The following is a 19280-nucleotide window of genomic DNA, read 5'->3' on the forward strand; positions in this document are numbered from 1 at the left end:
TTTTCGCTTACTATTTCATTTTACCAAGGTTTCATATAATTTCATGTGTGTATTTACCCATTTTTTTCACTTTGAAACAGAGAACGCCTTCCATACACAGGCGCTTCGTCCTGAGTTGTCGAAAAAGCGCGCTGAATACGCACAGTACAGCCTTCCCGCAAGCCTGATCCTGTGAGTAGCTGGTTATCCCCCACCCTGAACCAAAGCCCTTCCGGGAACTTTGCTTCCATAATATATTGCATGCCTTCCGCTGGAGGCTCGCCGAAAATGCGCACACCCAGCATCAACTTTAAATGTTCCACCGAGTATTCATCAGCTACCTCGATGTCAAACCACTCTGTTTCCTGTCGTCCTGAAAGCACGGTCAGGATCATCTGTCATCCCTCCCGATCCTTAATATATAGCAAAGTTCACGCAAAAAGCCTATTTCTACGGAAATATGGCTATCGTAACTGTAGCATCCGACTATTAGACTGTCAATTTGTTACAAAATACCCACTCCAAAAATAAAACAGCGACTTTAGTCATATTTTCTCACATTAGTAGAGCCATTAGCATCAATAATATGTATTTAATTGTTTTTAATATGGGGATATACGTCATATTGTCGATTAGTTAGAACTAAATTCGATTGTTACCTAGATTGTTGTGAACACTTTGTAAATTTTTCAGACCTTTATGTTTTTATAAGGTGTTTTTAAGGTAATTTTAAGAAACGGGCACTACAATTAAGCCATGAAATAACTCAGGCGAGGTGATTTTTGTGAGAACATTAATTACATTTCAAAACAAACGTATTCCCGTATACTTCAATCAAGAAAATAAGCAACCGGTACAAAAAACATTAAAACTTCTAAGTAACACTTTGGAGAATAAAATCTCCAGCGGCAAGCGCGCCCTTCAAAAATGTCTTAACTCTTTGATCAGTATAGAGATTGTCGGTTGTGAAGCCATCCTGCATAGCGTTAGTGAAAATGATTCATTGGCATTGTCCCTCTATTAAGAGGGACTTTTTTTGTCCACATTAGACACAAAAAAGAGAGGGGCATTTCAGCACCCTCTCCATATCAGCAGCTTTGAAACATGATACATGTGACTTACCGCAGCTTATGCATTTGATTAGACTCTATTTAAAGTATTCTGCGATAACCTTTTTTACCGCCTCGTTCCTTATTCTGCGCCTTCTCAATCCGTATTCTAAACAGTTCTAGTAAATTAGCGCGTGTATGCTCTTCCCGGCAGTTGTCCAGCTTTTTTAAGATAAAACGGTCAATGGACATATGACTCAGGCTCCTTTACAGCAAGCTGCCCCTGCTTTTCAAGGGGATGATCAGGCTATCCATTTTTAACCATTCTGTCTGTTGTTTAAACAGGACGTTACTTATAGGATAAAGCAGACGGGATTACATACCCTTTAATTAGGGTAAATACATAAAGTTTCGAAAATTTTATCACGTTAAGCCTGGAAGCTATGGACAAGGAGCGAGCAAAAACCATGAGTAAACACATGATTACCAAAATAGGCTGGAACCTTTTATGTGCATTCTTAATCCTAACGATGCTGGCTGCATGCAGCAGGGAAAAAGCTTCAACCCGGAGTATGGCCCAACATGAAGCTGAAGCACGTGCCTACACCGTAACGGGTAATCCCAACCAAGGCGCATCATCCCTTGATGAACGAGCTGCCAATCATACACCTGTCCATAAGCAAGGCAGCAGCTATGTCGAAATATCAGGTGGCGTTAGCATTGATAAAAATACCGTGAAGGTTACAGGACATTCCAACCTCCCGGCCGGAGCACGAATTAAAGGGAATCTTGCGGTCAAAAACTCCCTGTTAACTGGGTACACGGATGAGACAACCGTTCAAAAGGATGGAAGTTTTGTACTCCAGGTACAACGCCCCGGAATACAGGGCAGTATGGATCTGACTGTTCTGTTCCGTCCAGATGACCAAGACAATGAAATACGAAATCTGTATGGCAGCGGTGGCAACAAATTAGAAGGTCCTTATGTATATCAATACGAAGAAAACAAACAGCTTCTGCATGAAGTTCGGATTGGGGCTGAATTTGATCCTGAACAAGAACGCAATACCCCTTTAGTTAAGCCCGTCTGGAACAAACCTAAGGACTACGGTAGCCCTCAAGTGTGGATTAAGCCTGATGTGAAGCAAGAAGGTAACTATTATCATGTATATGCGCGCAGCAATTTGCTGGAAGGATCGGACGTCAAACTCACGATTGATTTTCCGGGACGATGGCAGTTTGGCTACGATGATCAAACCAAAGTTATGCCTGACGGCTCCTTCAGCATGAGGGTCAAAAAGCCGAGCCTTGCCAACCACTATACCATAGTTATAATTTTCGAACCGAACGAAGATATGTGGACTAACGCCAAACAGGCGTACGGTACACAAGGGGAACGCCTTTCGGGACCGTTAGCCAAATCCGCAGACGACAAAGAGGGCTCCAAACAGATTGAAGCCCGTATCCCTATCCAACCCAAATCGTAACTAAACGCAGTATCTAACCTAAAGTTACGGCCGTTCGCCATGAGATACGCTTCACAGATACAGCCTAGGACGCGGTTTCCACGTCTGAGTAGATACAGAATCTAGTGTCTTCTAGCCGCTACGGCTGTATCGTGACTGGCGTGCCTATACTTACCTTTTCCTGAAGCTCAAGCACATCCTTATTCTGCATTCGAATGCAGCCATGTGACACCATCTTGCCAATGGACCATGGCTCATTGGTGCCATGAATGCCATAATGCGGCTTGGACAGCCCCATCCAGAACGCTCCGAAAGGGCCGCCGGGATTGGGCTGTTTGTTAATAATCGTAAATTGCCCATGCGGTGTCTGTGTAGCCAGCTTGCCAATACCGACTGGATAACTAAGAACAATCTGATCTCCATCTTTCAAATATAAACGACGATCCGATAAATCCACCACAATGCTGTAGTTCGGCATATATTCACCCCTTTATACCCTATGCCGACTACAACTTAGATTTTCTTATATTTTTACATTTGATGCTTCACTGCAGCTTGGCTTACCACTCCACATCACGTCGCCAGCCGCTTCGCTGATCCCTACGACCCGGGGCTGTGCTTGAACGGCTATCTTTCCTGCGTCGATCTGCTTCCTTACGCGCCTGATATTCCAGTTCACGCTGCATTTTGCGATAATTGTTCACTCTGGATTCCGACAATTCCCCTCTCTCTATAGCTTCCTCCACTGCACATCCAGCTTCGCCCTTATGCTTGCAATCTGCAAAACGGCATTGCTGCGCCGTTTCCATAATATCCGTAAAGGTATGAGCGACACCCATGGAATCATCCCACAGATTAAGCTCACGCATGCCGGGTGTATCCAGTAGAACAGCTTGCTTTGCGATGGGAAAAAGCTGTCGGTGAGTGGTTGTGTGCCTGCCCCGGCTGTCTTCCTCCCTCACATCCTGTGTCAGTTGAACTTCAGACCCGGAGAGCCAGTTTACTATCGTGGATTTGCCACTACCGGAAGAGCCTGTCAAAGCAACTGTACAGCCAGGTTGAAGAAACGCCTCCAGTTGCTCTCTGCCTTCGTTTTGCAAAGCAGAAATAACGATAACAGGTACACCAGGGGCAACTCCCTCCGCTTCAGCAACCCGTTGTTCGACATCTTCACAAAGATCACTCTTACTCAAAACGACAACCGGGTTTACCCCGCTGTTCCAAGCCATAATTAAATACCGTTCCAGTCTGCGCATATTAAAATCATGATTCAGCGCATTAACAAGGAAAAGCGTATCCACATTTGTCGCGATCAGTTGCTCCTTCGTCTCAAAGCCCGCGGCCTGCCTAGATATTCGACTTTTACGTGGCAAGACGGCATGAATTACTGCATCCGACACTTCATCCGACGTGGTGATTGCCAGCCAGTCCCCTACAGCCGGCATTTCCGCCGGATCTACCATAGCATGTCGTAGCTTACCTGAAGCCGCTCCCCAGCGTTCTCCATCCATTGTGATAAGCTTCACCTTTTGTCCATAATCGGCAATCAAGCGGGCAGGACGTACCTGTGTATTTCCTGCTCTTTCCTCATAGCTTTGCTTCCATTGGTCCCAAAAACCGTTCCAATAATCAGACCAACCGTATTCATGTATACTCATTGTTTTCCTCCTGAAATCATCGTTTATTTTTGATCGTAGTGTTATTCGATAGGTGTACATTTTTTTCTCCCCGCATGCAAACAACGCAAAAAATCCGCAGGGGTTTCCCTGCGGAGGGTATACGATTCAGGCCGATGTGATCCGTTCGTTCACTTAAGCAAGCAGTCTCTCAAGGACCACTCCCCAGAATCAACAACTGGATAACAAGACGCCTAACCATAAAAAATCCGCAGGGAATCACTCCCTGCGGATTTCGTTGGTTCTACTGTCCAACCAACTGCTAAGCCAAGACTATAGATCTATACAGTCTTTAACCGTGCATCGTCCGTGCGGGAGACAAGTCATTCTGCTGCTGAACCCACCCATTCATGTTCGTACGCATATAACATCGCCTCCTCCTAAAATTTCCTTTATCATACAAGTCCATCAATTGTCTGTCAAGGCTGCTACGAAACTTTTTTGAAATCTTTGTCAAGTTTCGTTTAGCGTACCTGATCCCAGCGTGTCCACATCTCACGCGGGTTCAATTCGTACATTTCCCGTTCCCTGTACATAAACTGATGCATAATCAGCTCACGCCGAATCGTTGCAAAATCCTCATGGTATTGCTTGATCCACTCGTTTAATTCACGTTCAGGATACATACGGCCTGGCTCCAGCTTTTCTGCCAGCATCTGAAGTACAATCAATTTTTTCTTATACTGTGCGGGGATTTGGCGCAACTTGCCGTCCTTGGAAAAAAAATTGCGTAAGACCGACGCCTCCAGCGTTTCATTCAACTCTGACATATCTTCCTCCCTCTCTCCTTTTTCAAAAATAAATTGCACCGTCGCCTCGGCATGCTGCCGGATCAGCTCTGGATTCAGTGTAAAATACACCGTGTTTTTATCACGTCGTTCCTTAATCAACCCAGCCTCACGGAGTTTGGAAGCATGATGTGTAACAGTCGGCTGTGATAAATTCAGCTTTTTCGCCAAAGCTTGGCCATGCATCTCCCCACGGGACAAAAGAAGTAATATCCGCATTCGCGTTGGATCAGCAAGTGCTTTATGATAATTGACCATTTTATCCAGTTGCATCGTTATTGCACCTCTTTTCACTAGTACATACTTGCTATGCAAGCGAATTCAATCATACAAAATAGATATATATCTAATTATATGTTTGCTAAAAGTGGCTGTCAATCTTCACTGTCCGTCATCTCTTTCTGAAAACGGCTGGATATTGTGTTCGCATTGCGGTAGGATTATTATTTGAAAACTTCTCACATACTGAGCTATTTACTTCAATCCTGAGATCCGTTTTTAAACGTCAAAATAATGTTAACCCTACAAAACTGGCGTAATAAACCAATACAACTGGAGGTTCATCCAAATGCACGACGTAATCATTATCGGTGGCGGACCCTGCGGACTATCCGCTGCAATCGAATGCAGCCGCAGAGGTTTGCAAACTGTCATTATTGAAAAAAGCAACATCGTTCACTCCATTTTTCTGTATCCGACGAACATGCAGTTTTTTAGCACCGCCGAACTACTGGAAATCGGTGATGTTCCATTCAGCACCCCTAATGACAAACCTTATCGTCATGAAGCACTGGCGTACTATCGTAAGGTAGCCACTCATTATAACTTGAACATTCAGCATTATGAGGAGGCCCAGTCCATTCATCGCCAGGATGACGGTACATTTACCGTACATACCCTGAGCAAAGGAGAAATAACCAAAACGTATTCGTCCCGCTATGTCGTAGTGGCTACAGGATATTTTGATCATCCGAACTATTTGGGCATTCCCGGGGAACAATTGGATAAAGTCACGCACTATTTCAGCGAAGCCCATCCCTATACAGGAACCCGGGTCGCAGTCATCGGTGGCAGTAACTCTGCGGTAGATGCTGCGATGGAATTGGTGCGGGTCGGAGCTACGATTGATATGGTATATCGTCGAAGCGAGTTGTCCCAATACATCAAGCCGTGGGTACGTCCACTGTTTGACAGCATGGTACAAAAAGGGAAAATCACGCTGCACTTAGGCGCACGCATTACCGAAATCCATCCAGACCATGTCGTAGTCACTCCGCTGGACACTGAAGCATTCCGACTCGAAAATGATTTTGTACTGGCACTGACTGGATTTCACCCGGAGCGAAAACTGCTGGAGTCTGTCGGCGTCCACATGGCTGAGGATCTGGACAAACCAGAATTTAATCCTGCCACGATGGAAACGAACATCCCAGGTATATATGTCGCTGGGGTCATCGCTTCAGGCAGCAATGCCAATGAAGTGTTTATTGAAACAGGCCGCTGGCACGGGCAACAAATCGCCGAACATATCCAAAGCTAAATAAACGAAGGAGAACATCTGTATGGATTACAGCTCACTTATCTTACTGGTATTGGCTGGTCTTGGGATTGTTAGTGGCAACTCTACCGTGACTATTGCCATGGTTGTATTACTGCTACTGCGGGTAACCAGCTTTCACACTGCTTTCCCCTGGCTTGAAAAGTATGGCCTGACGATCGGAATTATTATTTTGACGATCGGGGTCATGACCCCGCTAGCCAGCGGTAAAATCAGTATTAATCAGGTGATGGAGTCTTTCCTGCACTGGAAATCTCTGCTCGCGATTGGTATCGGAATTCTGGTAGCCTATCTTGGCGGCCGCGGAGTAACTTTAATGTCTGGACAGCCCATTATTGTGACAGGTCTACTGATCGGGACCGTCATTGGCGTTGCCTTCTTTAAAGGAGTTCCTGTTGGACCTCTGATTGCTGCCGGATTGCTTTCCTTGTTAATCGGCCGCAGCTAAATTCGTACAACAAATATAGGAATACATGATAGCAATCTGCATGTCGGGCTGAATTCAGTCCCGCTTTGTGGTATACTCATATCGCATAATTTGGTAAATGCAGGAGGCTTGACCGATGTCTCGACAATTTGTAACGGAAGCTGTAATGGTGGCTATATACGGCCAACTACTTACATCTCCCGCCCCTGTGGAATATATAGTGCCTTACACATCACTGCTAGAGCTATACGAATTCCAGGATAGCACAGAGCCGCTCATGGATAATCCTATGGACGATCAACATGTGAAGCGGAAGGTAAGCGAGCTGATCAGTTATTTTGAGGAACCGTTGAATCAGAAAAAAATTCGGCGTGCCCTTCAGATGCCTTGGGCCAAGAGCTTGCCTATTCTATTCGATGCCAATACATCACTCATCATCATTAATGCTGTTGATACAGCGCATTACGGAGAATATTTTGATCCAATTGAGACTGAACTGGTGTTGACAGCTCAGCGTGAATCTTTACCCATTCTGACGGATCAATTGGACTGGATCCACCGCATTATCGAAGCTTCCGTACCTGTACATGTGTACGACATTGATGATTTTGATTTTGCACTCGATGGCCCGATACTTAACAACCCTTGACATACGACATACCCGCCTTGACCACAAAAAAGCGGCGGAGCATCATGTACAGGCTTATCTCCTGTAACACGATACTCCGCCGCTTTTCATGTCCAAGAACAACTATTTGCACGCTATGATTGACAGTGGAACACTAAGCTTGTTCATCCTCAACATAGGTGTAAATAATGTCATCATGTTCCTCCAAATACTTAACTTCCAGATGATGGCCCTTCAGATACCAGTAATCCTGGTCCTCCATATAAAACGTAATGCCAGCCGCTTCATGCTGTAATACGGGGTGCTGCGGAGGCTCTACGGCAATTCCCAGAGAAAAGCCTGGATGCAACCCGCCGCCAGAGCTATAGCGAACAAAAAAACGGATCGAATCTCCACGATTCAAACTAAGCTCCTTAATGTACCACTGTGCCGCAGGTTCAGTTACCTGTATGCTCATACGTTATGCTCATCTCCTTGTACAATGACGTCTGCCAACTATATCATAGCATCTTTTAGAATGACCACCAACCGTTCCAACCCAGCGGACTTCTTGGACAAGCCATATACATTTTTTTGAAAAAGGTTTGACAATTCGCAAAAAAGGGTGTTAAGATTCAACCATACGAGATCCATTTTGAAATTTATTACCAATTCGAACGATTACTCATGTTAGAATGAACCCATTTTGAGGAAGAAAGGAGTGTTACCGGTGCTAAAATTTCCTATTGCATTTTACCCACATCTACAAACACAACAACTTCATACCGGAGCATCTCCCCTGTCGCATCCTTCAAAATTGGGCCATTCGCGTTGTATGGTTTAATACGAGTGGCTGCCTGCGTTTGAGCAGTTTTTCAGTGGTGAGTGTGCTGAAAATACCTGCGCGCCATATGATATTGAGATTTAAGGCATATCGTCTGCGGACGGTATGCCTTTTTTGCGCCTGTTGCTGGATCATACTTGTGGCAGCAAGCCCTGTTGTTTCTTCAAAATGGTACACAACTCTCGAATGAACTTGTCATGAAAGGATGGGATTCCTCTTGTTTTCGGTACTTAAAAATTTAAGCTGGTTTTTTAAAAGAGAACGAAGCCGATACTCCATTGGATTGTTTTTGCTGATAGCCGTTGGTGTACTGGAGCTTGCTCCACCTCGGCTGCTAGGTAGTGCCATTGATGAAATTGTGCGCGGTTCGATTTCCTGGTCCTCACTTTGGCGTTATATTTTGTACATCATAGGCATTCTAGCCGTCATCTACTACATTACGTACATATGGATGCACAAGCTGTTTGGTGGTGCCAATCTGGTGGAACGCCTACTGCGCACACGCTTTATGAATCATCTGCTGCGAATGACCCCTCCATTTTTTGAACGCAACCGCACTGGGGATCTGATGGCTCGTGCCACGAACGACCTTCGCTCCGTAGCAAGTACAGCGGGCTTCGGCATGCTGACACTGACAGACTCTACGGTCTATCTGAGCGTGGTATTAGTTGCCATGGGCACTCTAATCAGTTGGAAGTTGACACTGGCAGCTATCCTGCCCCTACCTTTTATCGCACTGGCTATGAGCATTTACGGTAAAGCCGTTCACGAGCGTTACACACTGGCACAAGATGCATTTGGTGATATGAACGATCAGGTGTTGGAATCCGTGGCAGGTATCCGAGTCATTCGCGCCTATGTACAAGAACGAATGGACGAAAAGCGTTTCGCTGATATTACCGACGATGTATTTCGTAAAAATCTGGCTGTCGCTCGGATGGATGCTCTCTTTGAACCAACAATTCGTTTATGTGTAGGACTTAGCTACGTCATTGGACTCGGGTATGGTATTTATCTGGTATTTCATAACGATATCACGCTAGGCGAACTGGTCTCCTTTAATATGTATCTAGGAATGATGATTTGGCCGATGTTTGCCATTGGAGAGCTGATTAACATTATGCAGCGCGGTAGCGCTTCCTTGGACCGGGTTAATGAAACTCTCGATGTCCAGCCAGATGTTCAAGATGCGGCTCAACCTGTTCCAGTGGATCGCCTCGAATCCATCAGGATGAAAGACGTTACCTTCCGTTACCCTACCTCAACTATTGACAATCTGTCACATGTGAGTCTGGAGCTCAAACGCGGAGAAACGCTAGGCGTCGTCGGTAGAACAGGCAGTGGGAAATCCACGCTGCTCAAACAGCTACTACATGAATATCCGACGGGTAGTGGTGATATTTTAATCTCCGGCATACGTCTAGAGGACATTGCAGTAGAACAACTACACAGCTGGATCGGCTATGTGCCACAAGAGCAAATTTTGTTTTCCAAATCGGTGCGCGAGAACATTCAATTCGGAAAACCTCATGCAGATGACGACGACATTATGGAAGCTATCCGTACTGCTGCCTTCGACCAGGATTTAGGTACCCTGTCTGATGGGCTGGATACACTGGTCGGAGAAAAAGGTATCGCCCTGTCCGGCGGCCAGAAGCAGCGTGTTTCGCTGGCTCGCGCCTTTATCGGTGATCCGGATATTCTATTGCTCGACGATGCACTATCTGCAGTAGATGCCCGGACGGAAGCAAGGATTATTGACAATATCCGACGTAAGCGCTCGGGTAAAACAACCTTGATCTCCACCCACCGCCTCTCTGCTGTAGAACATGCAGACCGGATCGTCGTGCTGGAGCAAGGACGCATTATTGAGGAAGGGACCCACAGCGAGCTGCTTCAGGCTGACGGATGGTACCGACAACAGTATGTACGGCAACAAGTGGAATCTGATCTGACCTCAGGGGAGGTATCCTAATGAAACCCAATATCGGCAAAAGGCTATTTCAGTACGCGCTGACGAGCAAAGCAGGCTTTATCGCCGCTCTCATCGCTTTGGCTATCGGAGTAGCCGCCGAGCTGGCTGGTCCCTTCATCGCCAAAACGATGATCGACGACCATATGCTCGCTATTGAAAAACCATTTTATGAAACAACTCGTGTGGACGGAACTGTAAGCTATGCTGGAACCCACTTTAAGCGTGAAGATCGCTTTGAGTCCGGGGAGACTAAAGGTCGCGAAGCGAGGATTTTACAAGTTGGGAAATCTTTCGTATTTGTCGATGGCTCGGTTCAAGTGGCTGACGGTAACCGCTCCTTTACGAACGGAACGCTGACTGTGACACGCGGCTCCGACACCTTTCGCTATGAAGCTAAGGCTCTGACAGCTGATGAACTGTATAGCTTTTACAAACCGGAAATGCCCGGTATCTTTCAGCTGATTGGCTGGTATTGCTTCTTCCTGGTTATTTCCATTTTTGCTGAATTCGGCAAAACATACTGGCTGCAATCCTCTGCGAACAAGGTCATACAAAAGCTTCGGCTTGATCTCTACGCGCACATCCAGCGGTTGCCAGTTTACTTTTTTGATAACTTGCCCGCAGGCAAAGTCGTATCCCGTGTTACGAATGACACTGAGGCAGTCAAAGATTTGTTTGTGGCTGTGCTCTCCAATTTCACTTCAGGGATTGTGACGATGGCAGGAGTATATGTTGCACTCTTTTTGCTAGACTTCAGACTGGGTCTTATCTCTCTGTTTATTGTACCGTTATTGATCTTGTGGATTATATTGTATCGCAAGGTCGCCACCCGCTATAATACAATCATTCGGTCCAGACTCAGTGAAATTAATGCGATTATCAATGAATCGATTCAAGGGATGTCCATTATTCGCGTGTTTCGGCACCAGAAACAAACGCAGCAAGAGTTTGAAGAACTGAATGATGACTATATGAAGCATCAGAATAAAATGCTGAATTTGAACGCCTTCACTTCGCACAATTTAGTCAACGTGTTGAGAAATCTCGCCTTTGCCGTCGTGTTGTGGTATTTCGGATCTGAGGCGCTCGGAACTACAGGTAGTGCTGTTTCACTAGGCGTATTGTATGCCTTCGTCGATGTGCTGGGTCGACTGTTCCAACCTATGACGGGTATGGTCAACCAACTCGCCGTACTGGATACTTCCATCGTATCCTCAGGACGCGTATTTGAGTTGATGGACGAAACTGGAGAGCCGGTGACGGACGGCACGATGCCGCGCTACAAAGGCCAGGTAGAGTTTAACGACGTTTCCTTTGCCTACAAAAAGGATGATGTACTTAAACATATTTCCTTTACAGCACAGCCCGGGCAAACAGTTGCCCTTGTCGGTCATACCGGATCAGGCAAAAGTTCGATTATTAACCTGCTATTCCGGTTCTATGATCCGCAAAAAGGAACGATCACCATTGACGGAACGTCTGTCAAAGACATCCCTAAGCAATGGCTTCGCCATCATATGGGTATTGTTCTTCAAGATCCATATTTGTTTACAGGTACGGTAGCCTCTAATGTCAGTCTCGAAGACAGCCGAATCACGAGAGAACAGGTGAATAAAGCGCTGCATGATGTTGGAGCCGACAAATTGCTGGCCCATTTGCCGCAAGGATTCGATGAGCCTGTTATTGAAAAAGGTAGCACTTTATCAGCCGGGCAACGCCAGCTTATTTCCTTCGCTCGTGCACTAGCCTTTGATCCCGCAATTTTAATTCTGGATGAAGCTACTGCCAATATTGACACCGAAACGGAAGCGCTCATCCAATCCGCTCTTGAGGTACTCAAGAAGGGACGTACGACCTTTATCATTGCTCACCGTTTGTCCACCATTCGCAGTGCGGACCAAATTTTGGTGCTTCATCGGGGTGAAATTGTTGAACGGGGTAGCCATGACGAACTTATGGCCCAAGGTGGTCGTTACTTCCAAATGTATCAGCTCCAGTCGGGAACAGTTGCAACAGATTCGGCTGCATCCTCTGCTACGCATGCTGCGCAAGATGACCTACTTGCAGGCAAAGTCAGCATTTAAAGCTTGAATAGCCCTATTGCTTAGGGCTAACGATTAACATTTGGTATAAAAAAAACCAGCAAGTCTCCCCTACAAATTGGAGGCTCGCTGGTTTTATTTATATCTATAACATATGGCTCGTAATTTTATTTAGCTACAGACGTGCCTGTTTCGGTGGGCGGAAGCACTGTTCCATCTACTGCTTTAAGCGTAACCTTATACTTGCTGTCTACCAATGTGCTTGTGTGGGTATCCGTAATGACCTGAATATTCATTTCCCCTGGCTTTGGACTTGTCAGCTTGTAGTAAATTACTGCATTCGTATCATCTACGTAGTCGATGTGATCCACTTCAATGCCGTAACCTGGATTAGGTGCCTGCAGACGGGTAATTGTCACTTTGTTCTGCTGGTCATTTGCCTTCTCTACACTCATACTAATATTGTTTTGTTGAACCGGATCTACAGGCTCAGCCGGATTTTCAGGAGTAGCTTCAACCGTTTTATGACTTTGTACAAATTCGGATGCGTTATAGACCATTTCTGCTGCCTCCATCCGCGTTACTTTACGATCCGGGTTAAAGTTGCTCTGTTCGTCCAATTTTGCAATTTTGGTCAACAGTAGGAATTGAACTGCTGCGTTTGATTCCTGATCTAATTTTTTGCCATCCGCTACATTAATTAACATACGGACAGTTGGATATTCACCCGTTGCACTCACTGCTTTATACAGAATATTCGCAAATTGTTCTCTTGTCATACGGGTGCTTGGATCAATATCTGGTGACAAAGGGATTTGGTGTTGGGCCGCAATCCGATAGGACTGGGCATACCATGCGGAAGCCGGAATGTTTGCAAAGGAACCCGTTGTGAAATCAGGCATTACCTGAAGATCCATCGCACGAACAACCAAATGCACTCCTTGTGCATAGGTGAGCGTTTGATCCGGTGCAAATTTATCCTTGGTTATTCCTTGGATAATTCCTTTATCCTGAAGTGAGTTTACGATCTTCTCCTGTTCAGCTCCCTTTATATCACGAAAAGCAGAAGCCGACGTAGCCACAGCCAATGAGCAGACGACAAGCAGGGCAACTGCCACGCTTTTATTTTTTTTCATGAGATACACCTCCATGTTTACTTTGCTTCTATACTTACCGACGCAATAAAAGCATCAAATGTTTCAAATATGCACAAATTGGTTGCAAAACTGTGCAATAGCTGCGATTAGTGTAACCCGTCTAACTCTTTTCTGCTCACTATCTTTATACATCCTCAAAAGTGCCTGTGACAGATTACCTTTTACAGTATCCCCTTGGAAGAACCGGATCTGGGTAGCAGTATCCTGCCGGCAAACCTCGCTCCCCTTTGTTCGCTTTGCTTACATCCGATTCGGTGCTTTCAGACCAAGAAGTTGCAGCGCGCATGCTAGAATATCCGCAGTTTGTTCCGCCAATTGAATACGCCAGCGTCCACCATCGACAATCCTTTCCTTGGCGTAAAAACGGTTGAACGCCTGGGCCGTATCCAGTGCAAATCTCGCAATAACCGAAGGCTCCAGTTGGCGAGCCGCACGTATCAGTTGTCCGTGATAACGATCCAACTGCTTAAGCAGCGCCCAACCTGCGTCACCAAATATTCCATCCGATATGTCATTCAAATCACGAGAATGGCTATCTTGGACAAGGGCGTTGTCGCTAGAATTAGTAGTAACATCAACATCGGCGCGGGCATGAGCTTTCTCCAGAAGGCTGCGTATGCGCGCATGAGTATACTGCACATAAGGCCCGGTCTCACCTTCAAAGGTCAGCGCCTCCTCCAACGAAAAATCCACTTCATTCAGACGGTTGTTTTTTAAGTCACCAAAAATAATCGCCCCAATACCAACGTCCTCTGCTACTGCCTGTTGTTCCTGCAAATCGGGATTCTTCTGAGTAATGATGGCTTGAGCACGGGCTATAGCTTCATCCAGCACCTCTTCCAGTTTGACAACTTTTCCACGTCTTGTAGACATTTTCTTACCCGCAAACCGCATTAATCCAAACGCCACATGCTCACACTGCTCCGCCCATGCCTCTCCTGCATGTTTCAGCACCGCAAACACCTGCTGGAAATGCAGCTTCTGTTCCCCACCAACGACGTACAGAAGCCGATCAGCCTTCATCACTTCATGACGATAAATGGCTGTTGCCAGATCACGTGTCGGATAAATGGTAGTCCCATCCTTTTTTAGAATAAGACATGGCGGCAGTTCCTCGTCTTCCAGACGAACTACGAGCGCGCCATCACTTTCCTCCAGCAATCCCTTTGCTCTTAATTGAGCAACAACTGCCTGCATCTTATCATTGTAAAAACTTTCTCCCAGCACATGGTCAAATGTAATGTTCAGGCGCTGGTACATACGATCAAATTCACCCAGACTGACTTCAACAAAAAATTTCCATAGTTGTTGAGCCTCAGCATCCCCATGCTCCAAACGTCGGAACCACTCGCGGCCTTCATCCTCCAAAGTCGGATCATGCTCGGCCTCCTTATGAAAACGAACATATAGCTTCAGCGATTCACCAATCGGATCATGTTGTAGCTGCTCCTCATTTCCCCATCTTTTATAGGCCGCAATTTGCTTGCCAAACTGTGTTCCCCAATCTCCAAGATGATTCACACTAATTGGAACATATCCGGTTTCACCAAGAATACGATACAAGGCAGCACCAATAACAGTAGAGCGAAGATGACCAATACCAAACGGTTTGGCAATATTGGGCGAAGACATATCAATGACCACCCGCTGTCCGTGTCCGATATTAGGCCTGAGGAAATCAGCTTTGCTCAATTCAGCAAGCATAAGCGGAATATGAACCGATCGATCCAATATTATATTTACGTAGGCACCCGATGCTGAAGCAGTTAAACCTTCTTCATGGCTCACTAGCTCCGCTAATTCCATTGCAATGTGCTGCGGAGACTTTCGAAACTTTTTAGCCAGCACAAAACAGGGAAACGCTACATCTCCCCATTCAGGCTGCGGAGGCACCTCGAATAAAGATAAAATTTCTTTTTCCTCCAAGCCCGTATGGGCCAATATCGCTTGAGCAGCAATACTCACTAACATGATCTCTCTCCTTCTTTTTATAGAATCTAACAAAAAAAGCTCCCGCCTCTTGAAATAATTCAAGAGACGAGAACTTCAATATCCCCGCGGTACCACTCTTCGTAAATCGGTTGTGCAGCTAAAGCTAACTTACACAAATCGCGATTTCACTCCAATGACTAATAACGGTGTCTGCCGGGCTGATCTACTAGAAATTCTGCTCGTTGGATCAACCGTCTCCCGGGTGCGCTTCACATCGGACCTCATACCGGCTTCCACCTCTTCCGGCTCGCTGTAATGATACGGCTCCGCTGCTACTCTCCCGTTCCATGACGTTAATTCCAATCATTATACAAACCTATTCAGTAGAAAGCAACCTTTTATTTCCTCTTCAGGCACTAGTTCCATATATGTAATTACACTGCCACCAATTGGCGGCATGCCTGAACGCAACGACGGCAGGCTTCTGCACAATGTTTGCAATGATCATGGGAATGCTTGCTGCATTCAGCAGCACATACCTCACAGGCCTTGGCGCACAGCTCACAGATTTGCTCGGCGAAGTCCGTTCCGCGCTGCAGCATTTGAGCAGCAAATCCGCATATTTCTGCACATTCCCTACTCACTCGAATACATTCACGCAGCATAGCTAAATCATATTCCTTCAAACTCGCTACGTAACATACATTGCAAGCGTTCATACATTCCAGGCAAGCATCCACGCATTGTTGGTATGAATGATTCATATTACATTACCTCCCAGTTGTTGACCCTGCTGTACTATTACCCGCTGACCCTTGAGATTAATCATTTGATGTGCGCGCTTACAATAAAATAAAAACAAAACAATCCCGACTTATGTAAGGAAGTGTACTATATTCCAGTATGTAAGTGCAAGGATATTAATCACATGGATTTTTAGCCCCTGTTTCTGACTTGCATACGCTCAGTCATTGCTCTATTGTAAAAAGTGTATGTCTAACCATCGATCAAGGAGTGAACATTTTAATGAATATGTCTTCCGTAGAGGAGCATCGACAGGAATCCCCGCAACAGGTTAATTGCATGGTCGTGACTGTCTCGGACACACGTACCGTGGAAACAGATACCGGGGGACAACTGCTCATGGATCTACTAGAAACCAATGGATATAAGGTTGTTCGATATGTCATCGTCAAGGATGACTACGAAGGTATTCAGCAGTTAGTATCCGAAGCAGCGGCACAGAATGACATCGAGGCTGTACTTTTGACAGGCGGTACCGGTATTTCTCCACGTGATACTACATATGAAGCCGTCTCCTCTCTACTGGATAAGGAACTACCTGGCTTTGGGGAAATCTTCCGTTATTTAAGCTTTTCTGAGGACATTGGTTCAGCAGCTATATTAAGCCGGGCTGTAGCTGGTACTGTGGGTCGGACAGCTGTATTTTCTATGCCTGGCTCACGCGGAGCCGTTCGTTTGGCAATGGAACGCATTATTGTCCCTGAGCTACGACATGTGATGAGAGAAATTTATAAATAAGCTCCTATTTCCTACATGCCGCGACACAAAAAGGCACCCCATACATTCATGAGGTGCCTCTTCCAACTATTCTTTTTCTTCAACTTCGGGCTGCATATAGCTGTCGATCAGCTTTTGCTTCAACTCCCATACCTTCTCGCTCAGATTTACACGATAAATTTCAGGGTTCAGCTTCCGCAAATATTCTGGCCAAAACAATTTCAACTGTGAAGTATGGTAGGCACGAATTTCATCCAGCTCAGGAAGCTCATATACCTTCTGTCCATTTATAAAAATAGGCTCAAGCATTGGCACGGCTTCATAATTTTCTACATACTTCTTCATATACGGATGTAAAGGGTTAAACAGCTTCAGGCGCTTACCATTACGCGGACGCTCTTCATCCGGGAAAGAAATATAATCGGCTACAGCTCTCCCTTTCTTCTTATCCACAATGCGATATACATCCTTCTTGCCTGGTGTGGATACTTTTTCTGGGTTACCCGAGATCTTAATCGTCGGCAACATTTCGCCATCCACTTCACGCTCAACCAGCTTGTACACCCCGCCAAGCGAAGGTTGATCTGAAGCCGTAATAAGCTGTGTTCCTACACCCCATACATCAATACGTGCCCCTTGGGCTTTCAGGTTAAAAATCGTATTTTCGTCCAAATCATTGGAAGCTACAATTTGTACGTAATCTAAACCTTCAGCATCGAGCATTTCCCGCGCCTGAATGGATAGATAAGCCAAGTCACCGCTATCCAGACGGATTGCATTCATACGCTTGCCCTGACTCTCCAGCATTTTTGCTGTCCGAATTGCATGAGGAACACCGCTTTCCAGCGTGTCAAAGGTGTCTACCAACAGTGTAACCTGGTCTGGCAAAACCTTCGCGTATACGTCAAACGCCTCCTGCTCCGTCATAAAGGTCTGCACCCATGAATGGGCATGTGTCCCCTTCGTCGGGATTCCAAAGTGCTCGCCTGCCAGCATATTAGAAGTCGCGTCAAAACCTGCCACATAAGCTGCTCGTGCTCCCCAAATCGCCGCATCAGCTTCCTGCGCACGCCGTGTCCCAAATTCGAGCAGTGTATCGTCACTTGCCACCTGCTTGATGCGTGATGCCTTTGTCGCAATGAGTGTCTGATAGTTCATAAAATTCAACAATGCCGTCTCGACAAGCTGCGTTTCCATAATCGTTCCTTCAACACGTACCAGAGGCTCGTTTGGGAAAACAAGTGCCCCTTCTTTCATCGAATGGACCGTTCCACCAAACTTAAACTGGCGAAGCGCCTCCATGAACATGGGATCGTATTTCTCCTCCTGTTCAGACAGGTAGCGAATGTCCTCTTCTGTAAACCGCAAATTTGCAATATAATTCACAATGCGTTCCAGACCAGCGAACACGGCGTATCCATTACCAAAAGGGAGTTTACGGAAATACGCCTCGAACACAGCTTTACGCTGATGACTTCCGTTCACCCAATGGGCGTACATCATATTAATCTGATATTTATCTGTATGTAATGCGAGGCTCGTTGACTGCATCGTAATCATCCTCTCTGACTGTCTCCAGGTTTGTGGTGGCAGCGTACCGCCTCATCTGCCCAGATTCAGCAATATCCGGCTCCATTTTGTTATCGGACATTGGTTCACAATCGTTAAGTTATTTTACTTCTTCTGGCGTAAAACCGTATCCTCAGCCGACCGTACCGCGGCTCCAAGACTTCCTTCAAAATGACCCAAAGCCCAATCATGTCCAGCTTGATTAAAGCTCGCCACAACGTCCTTGTATACAGTAATAGCAAAACCTTTGTTATAAGCATCTACAGCCGTATGCAGTACACATATATCTGTACACACACCAATCAGATGAACTTCCAGAATGCCACGTTCACGCAGCTTGAGCTCCAGATCTGTGCCCGCAAAAGCACTGTACCGTGTTTTATCCAACCAGTAGATAAGATCACTTTGTTGCTCATAGAGGCTACGAAGCTTGCCATACAAATGTCGTCCGTTGGTTCCACGTATATTATGTGGAGGAAACAGCTTGCTCTCCGGGTGATAAAGGTCGTTCTCCTCATGCAAATCCACAGCCATGACAACAAAGTCCCCTTGATCCACGTATGCCTGCGTAATTGCTGCGATCCGTTCATCCAACTCAATCGCAGGTTGTCCTACAGGCAAACTACCGTCCACAAAATCTTTCGTGTAATCAATAACAATTAGTGCCTGCATCGTACGGTCAGCTCCTTA

The 19280-nt window shown here is 45.9% G+C and carries 19 protein-coding genes and 1 other annotated feature; of the genes, 8 read left to right on the top strand and 11 right to left on the bottom strand.

The genetic code is table 11. The features are described 5' to 3' along the window. Positions 1 to 53 precede the first annotated feature (53 nt). Positions 54 to 374: a hypothetical protein gene (locus tag MHB46_RS04050; RefSeq protein ID WP_023988263.1), complete on the bottom strand. Its 321-nt coding sequence runs from the start codon at positions 372 to 374 to the stop codon at positions 54 to 56. Between the two features lie 389 nt (positions 375 to 763). Between MHB46_RS04050 and MHB46_RS04055 the strand changes: the two genes are divergently transcribed. Next, a complete protein-coding gene (locus MHB46_RS04055; RefSeq protein WP_013370782.1) occupies positions 764 to 1003 on the top strand; it encodes a hypothetical protein in 240 nt (79 codons plus the stop codon). Between the two features lie 127 nt (positions 1004 to 1130). Here MHB46_RS04055 and MHB46_RS04060 read toward each other — a convergent pair whose 3' ends face one another. Continuing rightward, a complete protein-coding gene (locus tag MHB46_RS04060) occupies positions 1131 to 1280 on the bottom strand; it encodes a hypothetical protein (RefSeq protein ID WP_023988262.1) in 150 nt (49 codons plus the stop codon). A 215-nt stretch (positions 1281 to 1495) separates the two neighbouring features. Between MHB46_RS04060 and MHB46_RS04065 the strand changes: the two genes are divergently transcribed. Continuing rightward, on the top strand, positions 1496 to 2515 hold the full coding sequence (locus MHB46_RS04065; RefSeq protein WP_322171703.1) for a flagellar motor protein MotB: 1020 nt from the start codon (positions 1496 to 1498) through the stop codon (positions 2513 to 2515). Between the two features lie 118 nt (positions 2516 to 2633). Here the strand turns inward: MHB46_RS04065 and MHB46_RS04070 are convergent, their stop codons facing one another. The 3 genes from MHB46_RS04070 to MHB46_RS04080 form a co-directional block, all read right to left on the bottom strand. Continuing rightward, positions 2634 to 2972: a L,D-transpeptidase gene (locus tag MHB46_RS04070; protein WP_023988260.1), complete on the bottom strand. Its 339-nt coding sequence runs from the start codon at positions 2970 to 2972 to the stop codon at positions 2634 to 2636. A gap of 82 nt (positions 2973 to 3054) precedes the next feature. Further along, positions 3055 to 4152 (bottom strand): ribosome small subunit-dependent GTPase A, encoded by a 1098-nt coding sequence (gene rsgA, locus MHB46_RS04075; RefSeq protein ID WP_250261576.1) that lies wholly within the window; start codon positions 4150 to 4152, stop codon positions 3055 to 3057. A gap of 482 nt (positions 4153 to 4634) precedes the next feature. Continuing rightward, positions 4635 to 5231 carry a DUF2087 domain-containing protein gene (locus MHB46_RS04080; protein WP_341161683.1) on the bottom strand — a complete coding sequence of 199 codons (597 nt, stop codon included), beginning with the start codon at positions 5229 to 5231 and terminating at the stop codon, positions 4635 to 4637. Between the two features lie 295 nt (positions 5232 to 5526). On the opposite strand from MHB46_RS04080, the gene MHB46_RS04085 reads away from it, so the two are divergent. The 3 genes from MHB46_RS04085 to MHB46_RS04095 all read left to right on the top strand — a co-directional run bounded on the left by MHB46_RS04085 (position 5527) and on the right by MHB46_RS04095 (position 7592). After that, the gene (locus MHB46_RS04085) at positions 5527 to 6498 is read left to right on the top strand and encodes a YpdA family putative bacillithiol disulfide reductase (RefSeq protein ID WP_341161684.1); all 972 of its coding nucleotides are present in this window, start codon (positions 5527 to 5529) and stop codon (positions 6496 to 6498) included. A gap of 22 nt (positions 6499 to 6520) precedes the next feature. Then, positions 6521 to 6964, top strand: coding sequence for a DUF441 domain-containing protein (locus MHB46_RS04090; protein ID WP_029517055.1), 444 nt, complete (start codon positions 6521 to 6523; stop codon positions 6962 to 6964). 115 nt (positions 6965 to 7079) lie between these two features. Further along, positions 7080 to 7592 carry a hypothetical protein gene (locus MHB46_RS04095; protein WP_023988256.1) on the top strand — a complete coding sequence of 171 codons (513 nt, stop codon included), beginning with the start codon at positions 7080 to 7082 and terminating at the stop codon, positions 7590 to 7592. Between the two features lie 133 nt (positions 7593 to 7725). Here the strand turns inward: MHB46_RS04095 and MHB46_RS04100 are convergent, their stop codons facing one another. Continuing rightward, positions 7726 to 8028 (bottom strand): HesB/YadR/YfhF family protein, encoded by a 303-nt coding sequence (locus MHB46_RS04100; protein ID WP_061829410.1) that lies wholly within the window; start codon positions 8026 to 8028, stop codon positions 7726 to 7728. Positions 8029 to 8611: 583 nt separating this feature from the next. Here MHB46_RS04100 and MHB46_RS04105 point away from each other — a divergent pair. After that, on the top strand, positions 8612 to 10369 hold the full coding sequence (locus tag MHB46_RS04105) for an ABC transporter ATP-binding protein (protein WP_165175590.1): 1758 nt from the start codon (positions 8612 to 8614) through the stop codon (positions 10367 to 10369). Beyond that, positions 10369 to 12453, top strand: a complete 2085-nt coding sequence (locus MHB46_RS04110; RefSeq protein ID WP_341161685.1) for an ABC transporter ATP-binding protein — start codon at positions 10369 to 10371, stop codon at positions 12451 to 12453. Before MHB46_RS04105 ends, MHB46_RS04110 begins: the two co-directional genes overlap by 1 nt. A gap of 125 nt (positions 12454 to 12578) precedes the next feature. Here the strand turns inward: MHB46_RS04110 and MHB46_RS04115 are convergent, their stop codons facing one another. The 3 genes from MHB46_RS04115 to MHB46_RS04125 form a co-directional block, all read right to left on the bottom strand. Next, positions 12579 to 13547 (bottom strand): S-layer homology domain-containing protein, encoded by a 969-nt coding sequence (locus MHB46_RS04115; protein ID WP_341161686.1) that lies wholly within the window; start codon positions 13545 to 13547, stop codon positions 12579 to 12581. Positions 13548 to 13808: 261 nt separating this feature from the next. After that, positions 13809 to 15539: an arginine--tRNA ligase gene (gene argS / locus MHB46_RS04120; protein WP_341161687.1), complete on the bottom strand. Its 1731-nt coding sequence runs from the start codon at positions 15537 to 15539 to the stop codon at positions 13809 to 13811. Between the two features lie 59 nt (positions 15540 to 15598). Next, positions 15599 to 15857, bottom strand: a binding site (T-box leader). A gap of 77 nt (positions 15858 to 15934) precedes the next feature. After that, the gene (locus tag MHB46_RS04125; RefSeq protein ID WP_023988251.1) at positions 15935 to 16264 is read right to left on the bottom strand and encodes a four-helix bundle copper-binding protein; all 330 of its coding nucleotides are present in this window, start codon (positions 16262 to 16264) and stop codon (positions 15935 to 15937) included. A gap of 262 nt (positions 16265 to 16526) precedes the next feature. On the opposite strand from MHB46_RS04125, the gene MHB46_RS04130 reads away from it, so the two are divergent. Continuing rightward, positions 16527 to 17042, top strand: a complete 516-nt coding sequence (locus MHB46_RS04130) for a MogA/MoaB family molybdenum cofactor biosynthesis protein (protein ID WP_341161688.1) — start codon at positions 16527 to 16529, stop codon at positions 17040 to 17042. A 66-nt stretch (positions 17043 to 17108) separates the two neighbouring features. On the opposite strand, the gene MHB46_RS04135 is transcribed toward MHB46_RS04130, so the two are convergent. Further along, on the bottom strand, positions 17109 to 18572 hold the full coding sequence (locus tag MHB46_RS04135) for a nicotinate phosphoribosyltransferase (RefSeq protein ID WP_023988249.1): 1464 nt from the start codon (positions 18570 to 18572) through the stop codon (positions 17109 to 17111). Positions 18573 to 18695: 123 nt separating this feature from the next. Further along, entirely contained in the window at positions 18696 to 19262 is a 567-nt protein-coding gene (locus tag MHB46_RS04140) for a cysteine hydrolase family protein (protein ID WP_341161689.1), read from the bottom strand. Between the last annotated feature and the right edge of the window lie 18 nt (positions 19263 to 19280).

The sequence above is a fragment of the Paenibacillus sp. FSL H7-0703 genome (assembly GCF_038003485.1).
Lineage (GTDB): Bacteria > Bacillota > Bacilli > Paenibacillales > Paenibacillaceae > Paenibacillus > Paenibacillus polymyxa_B.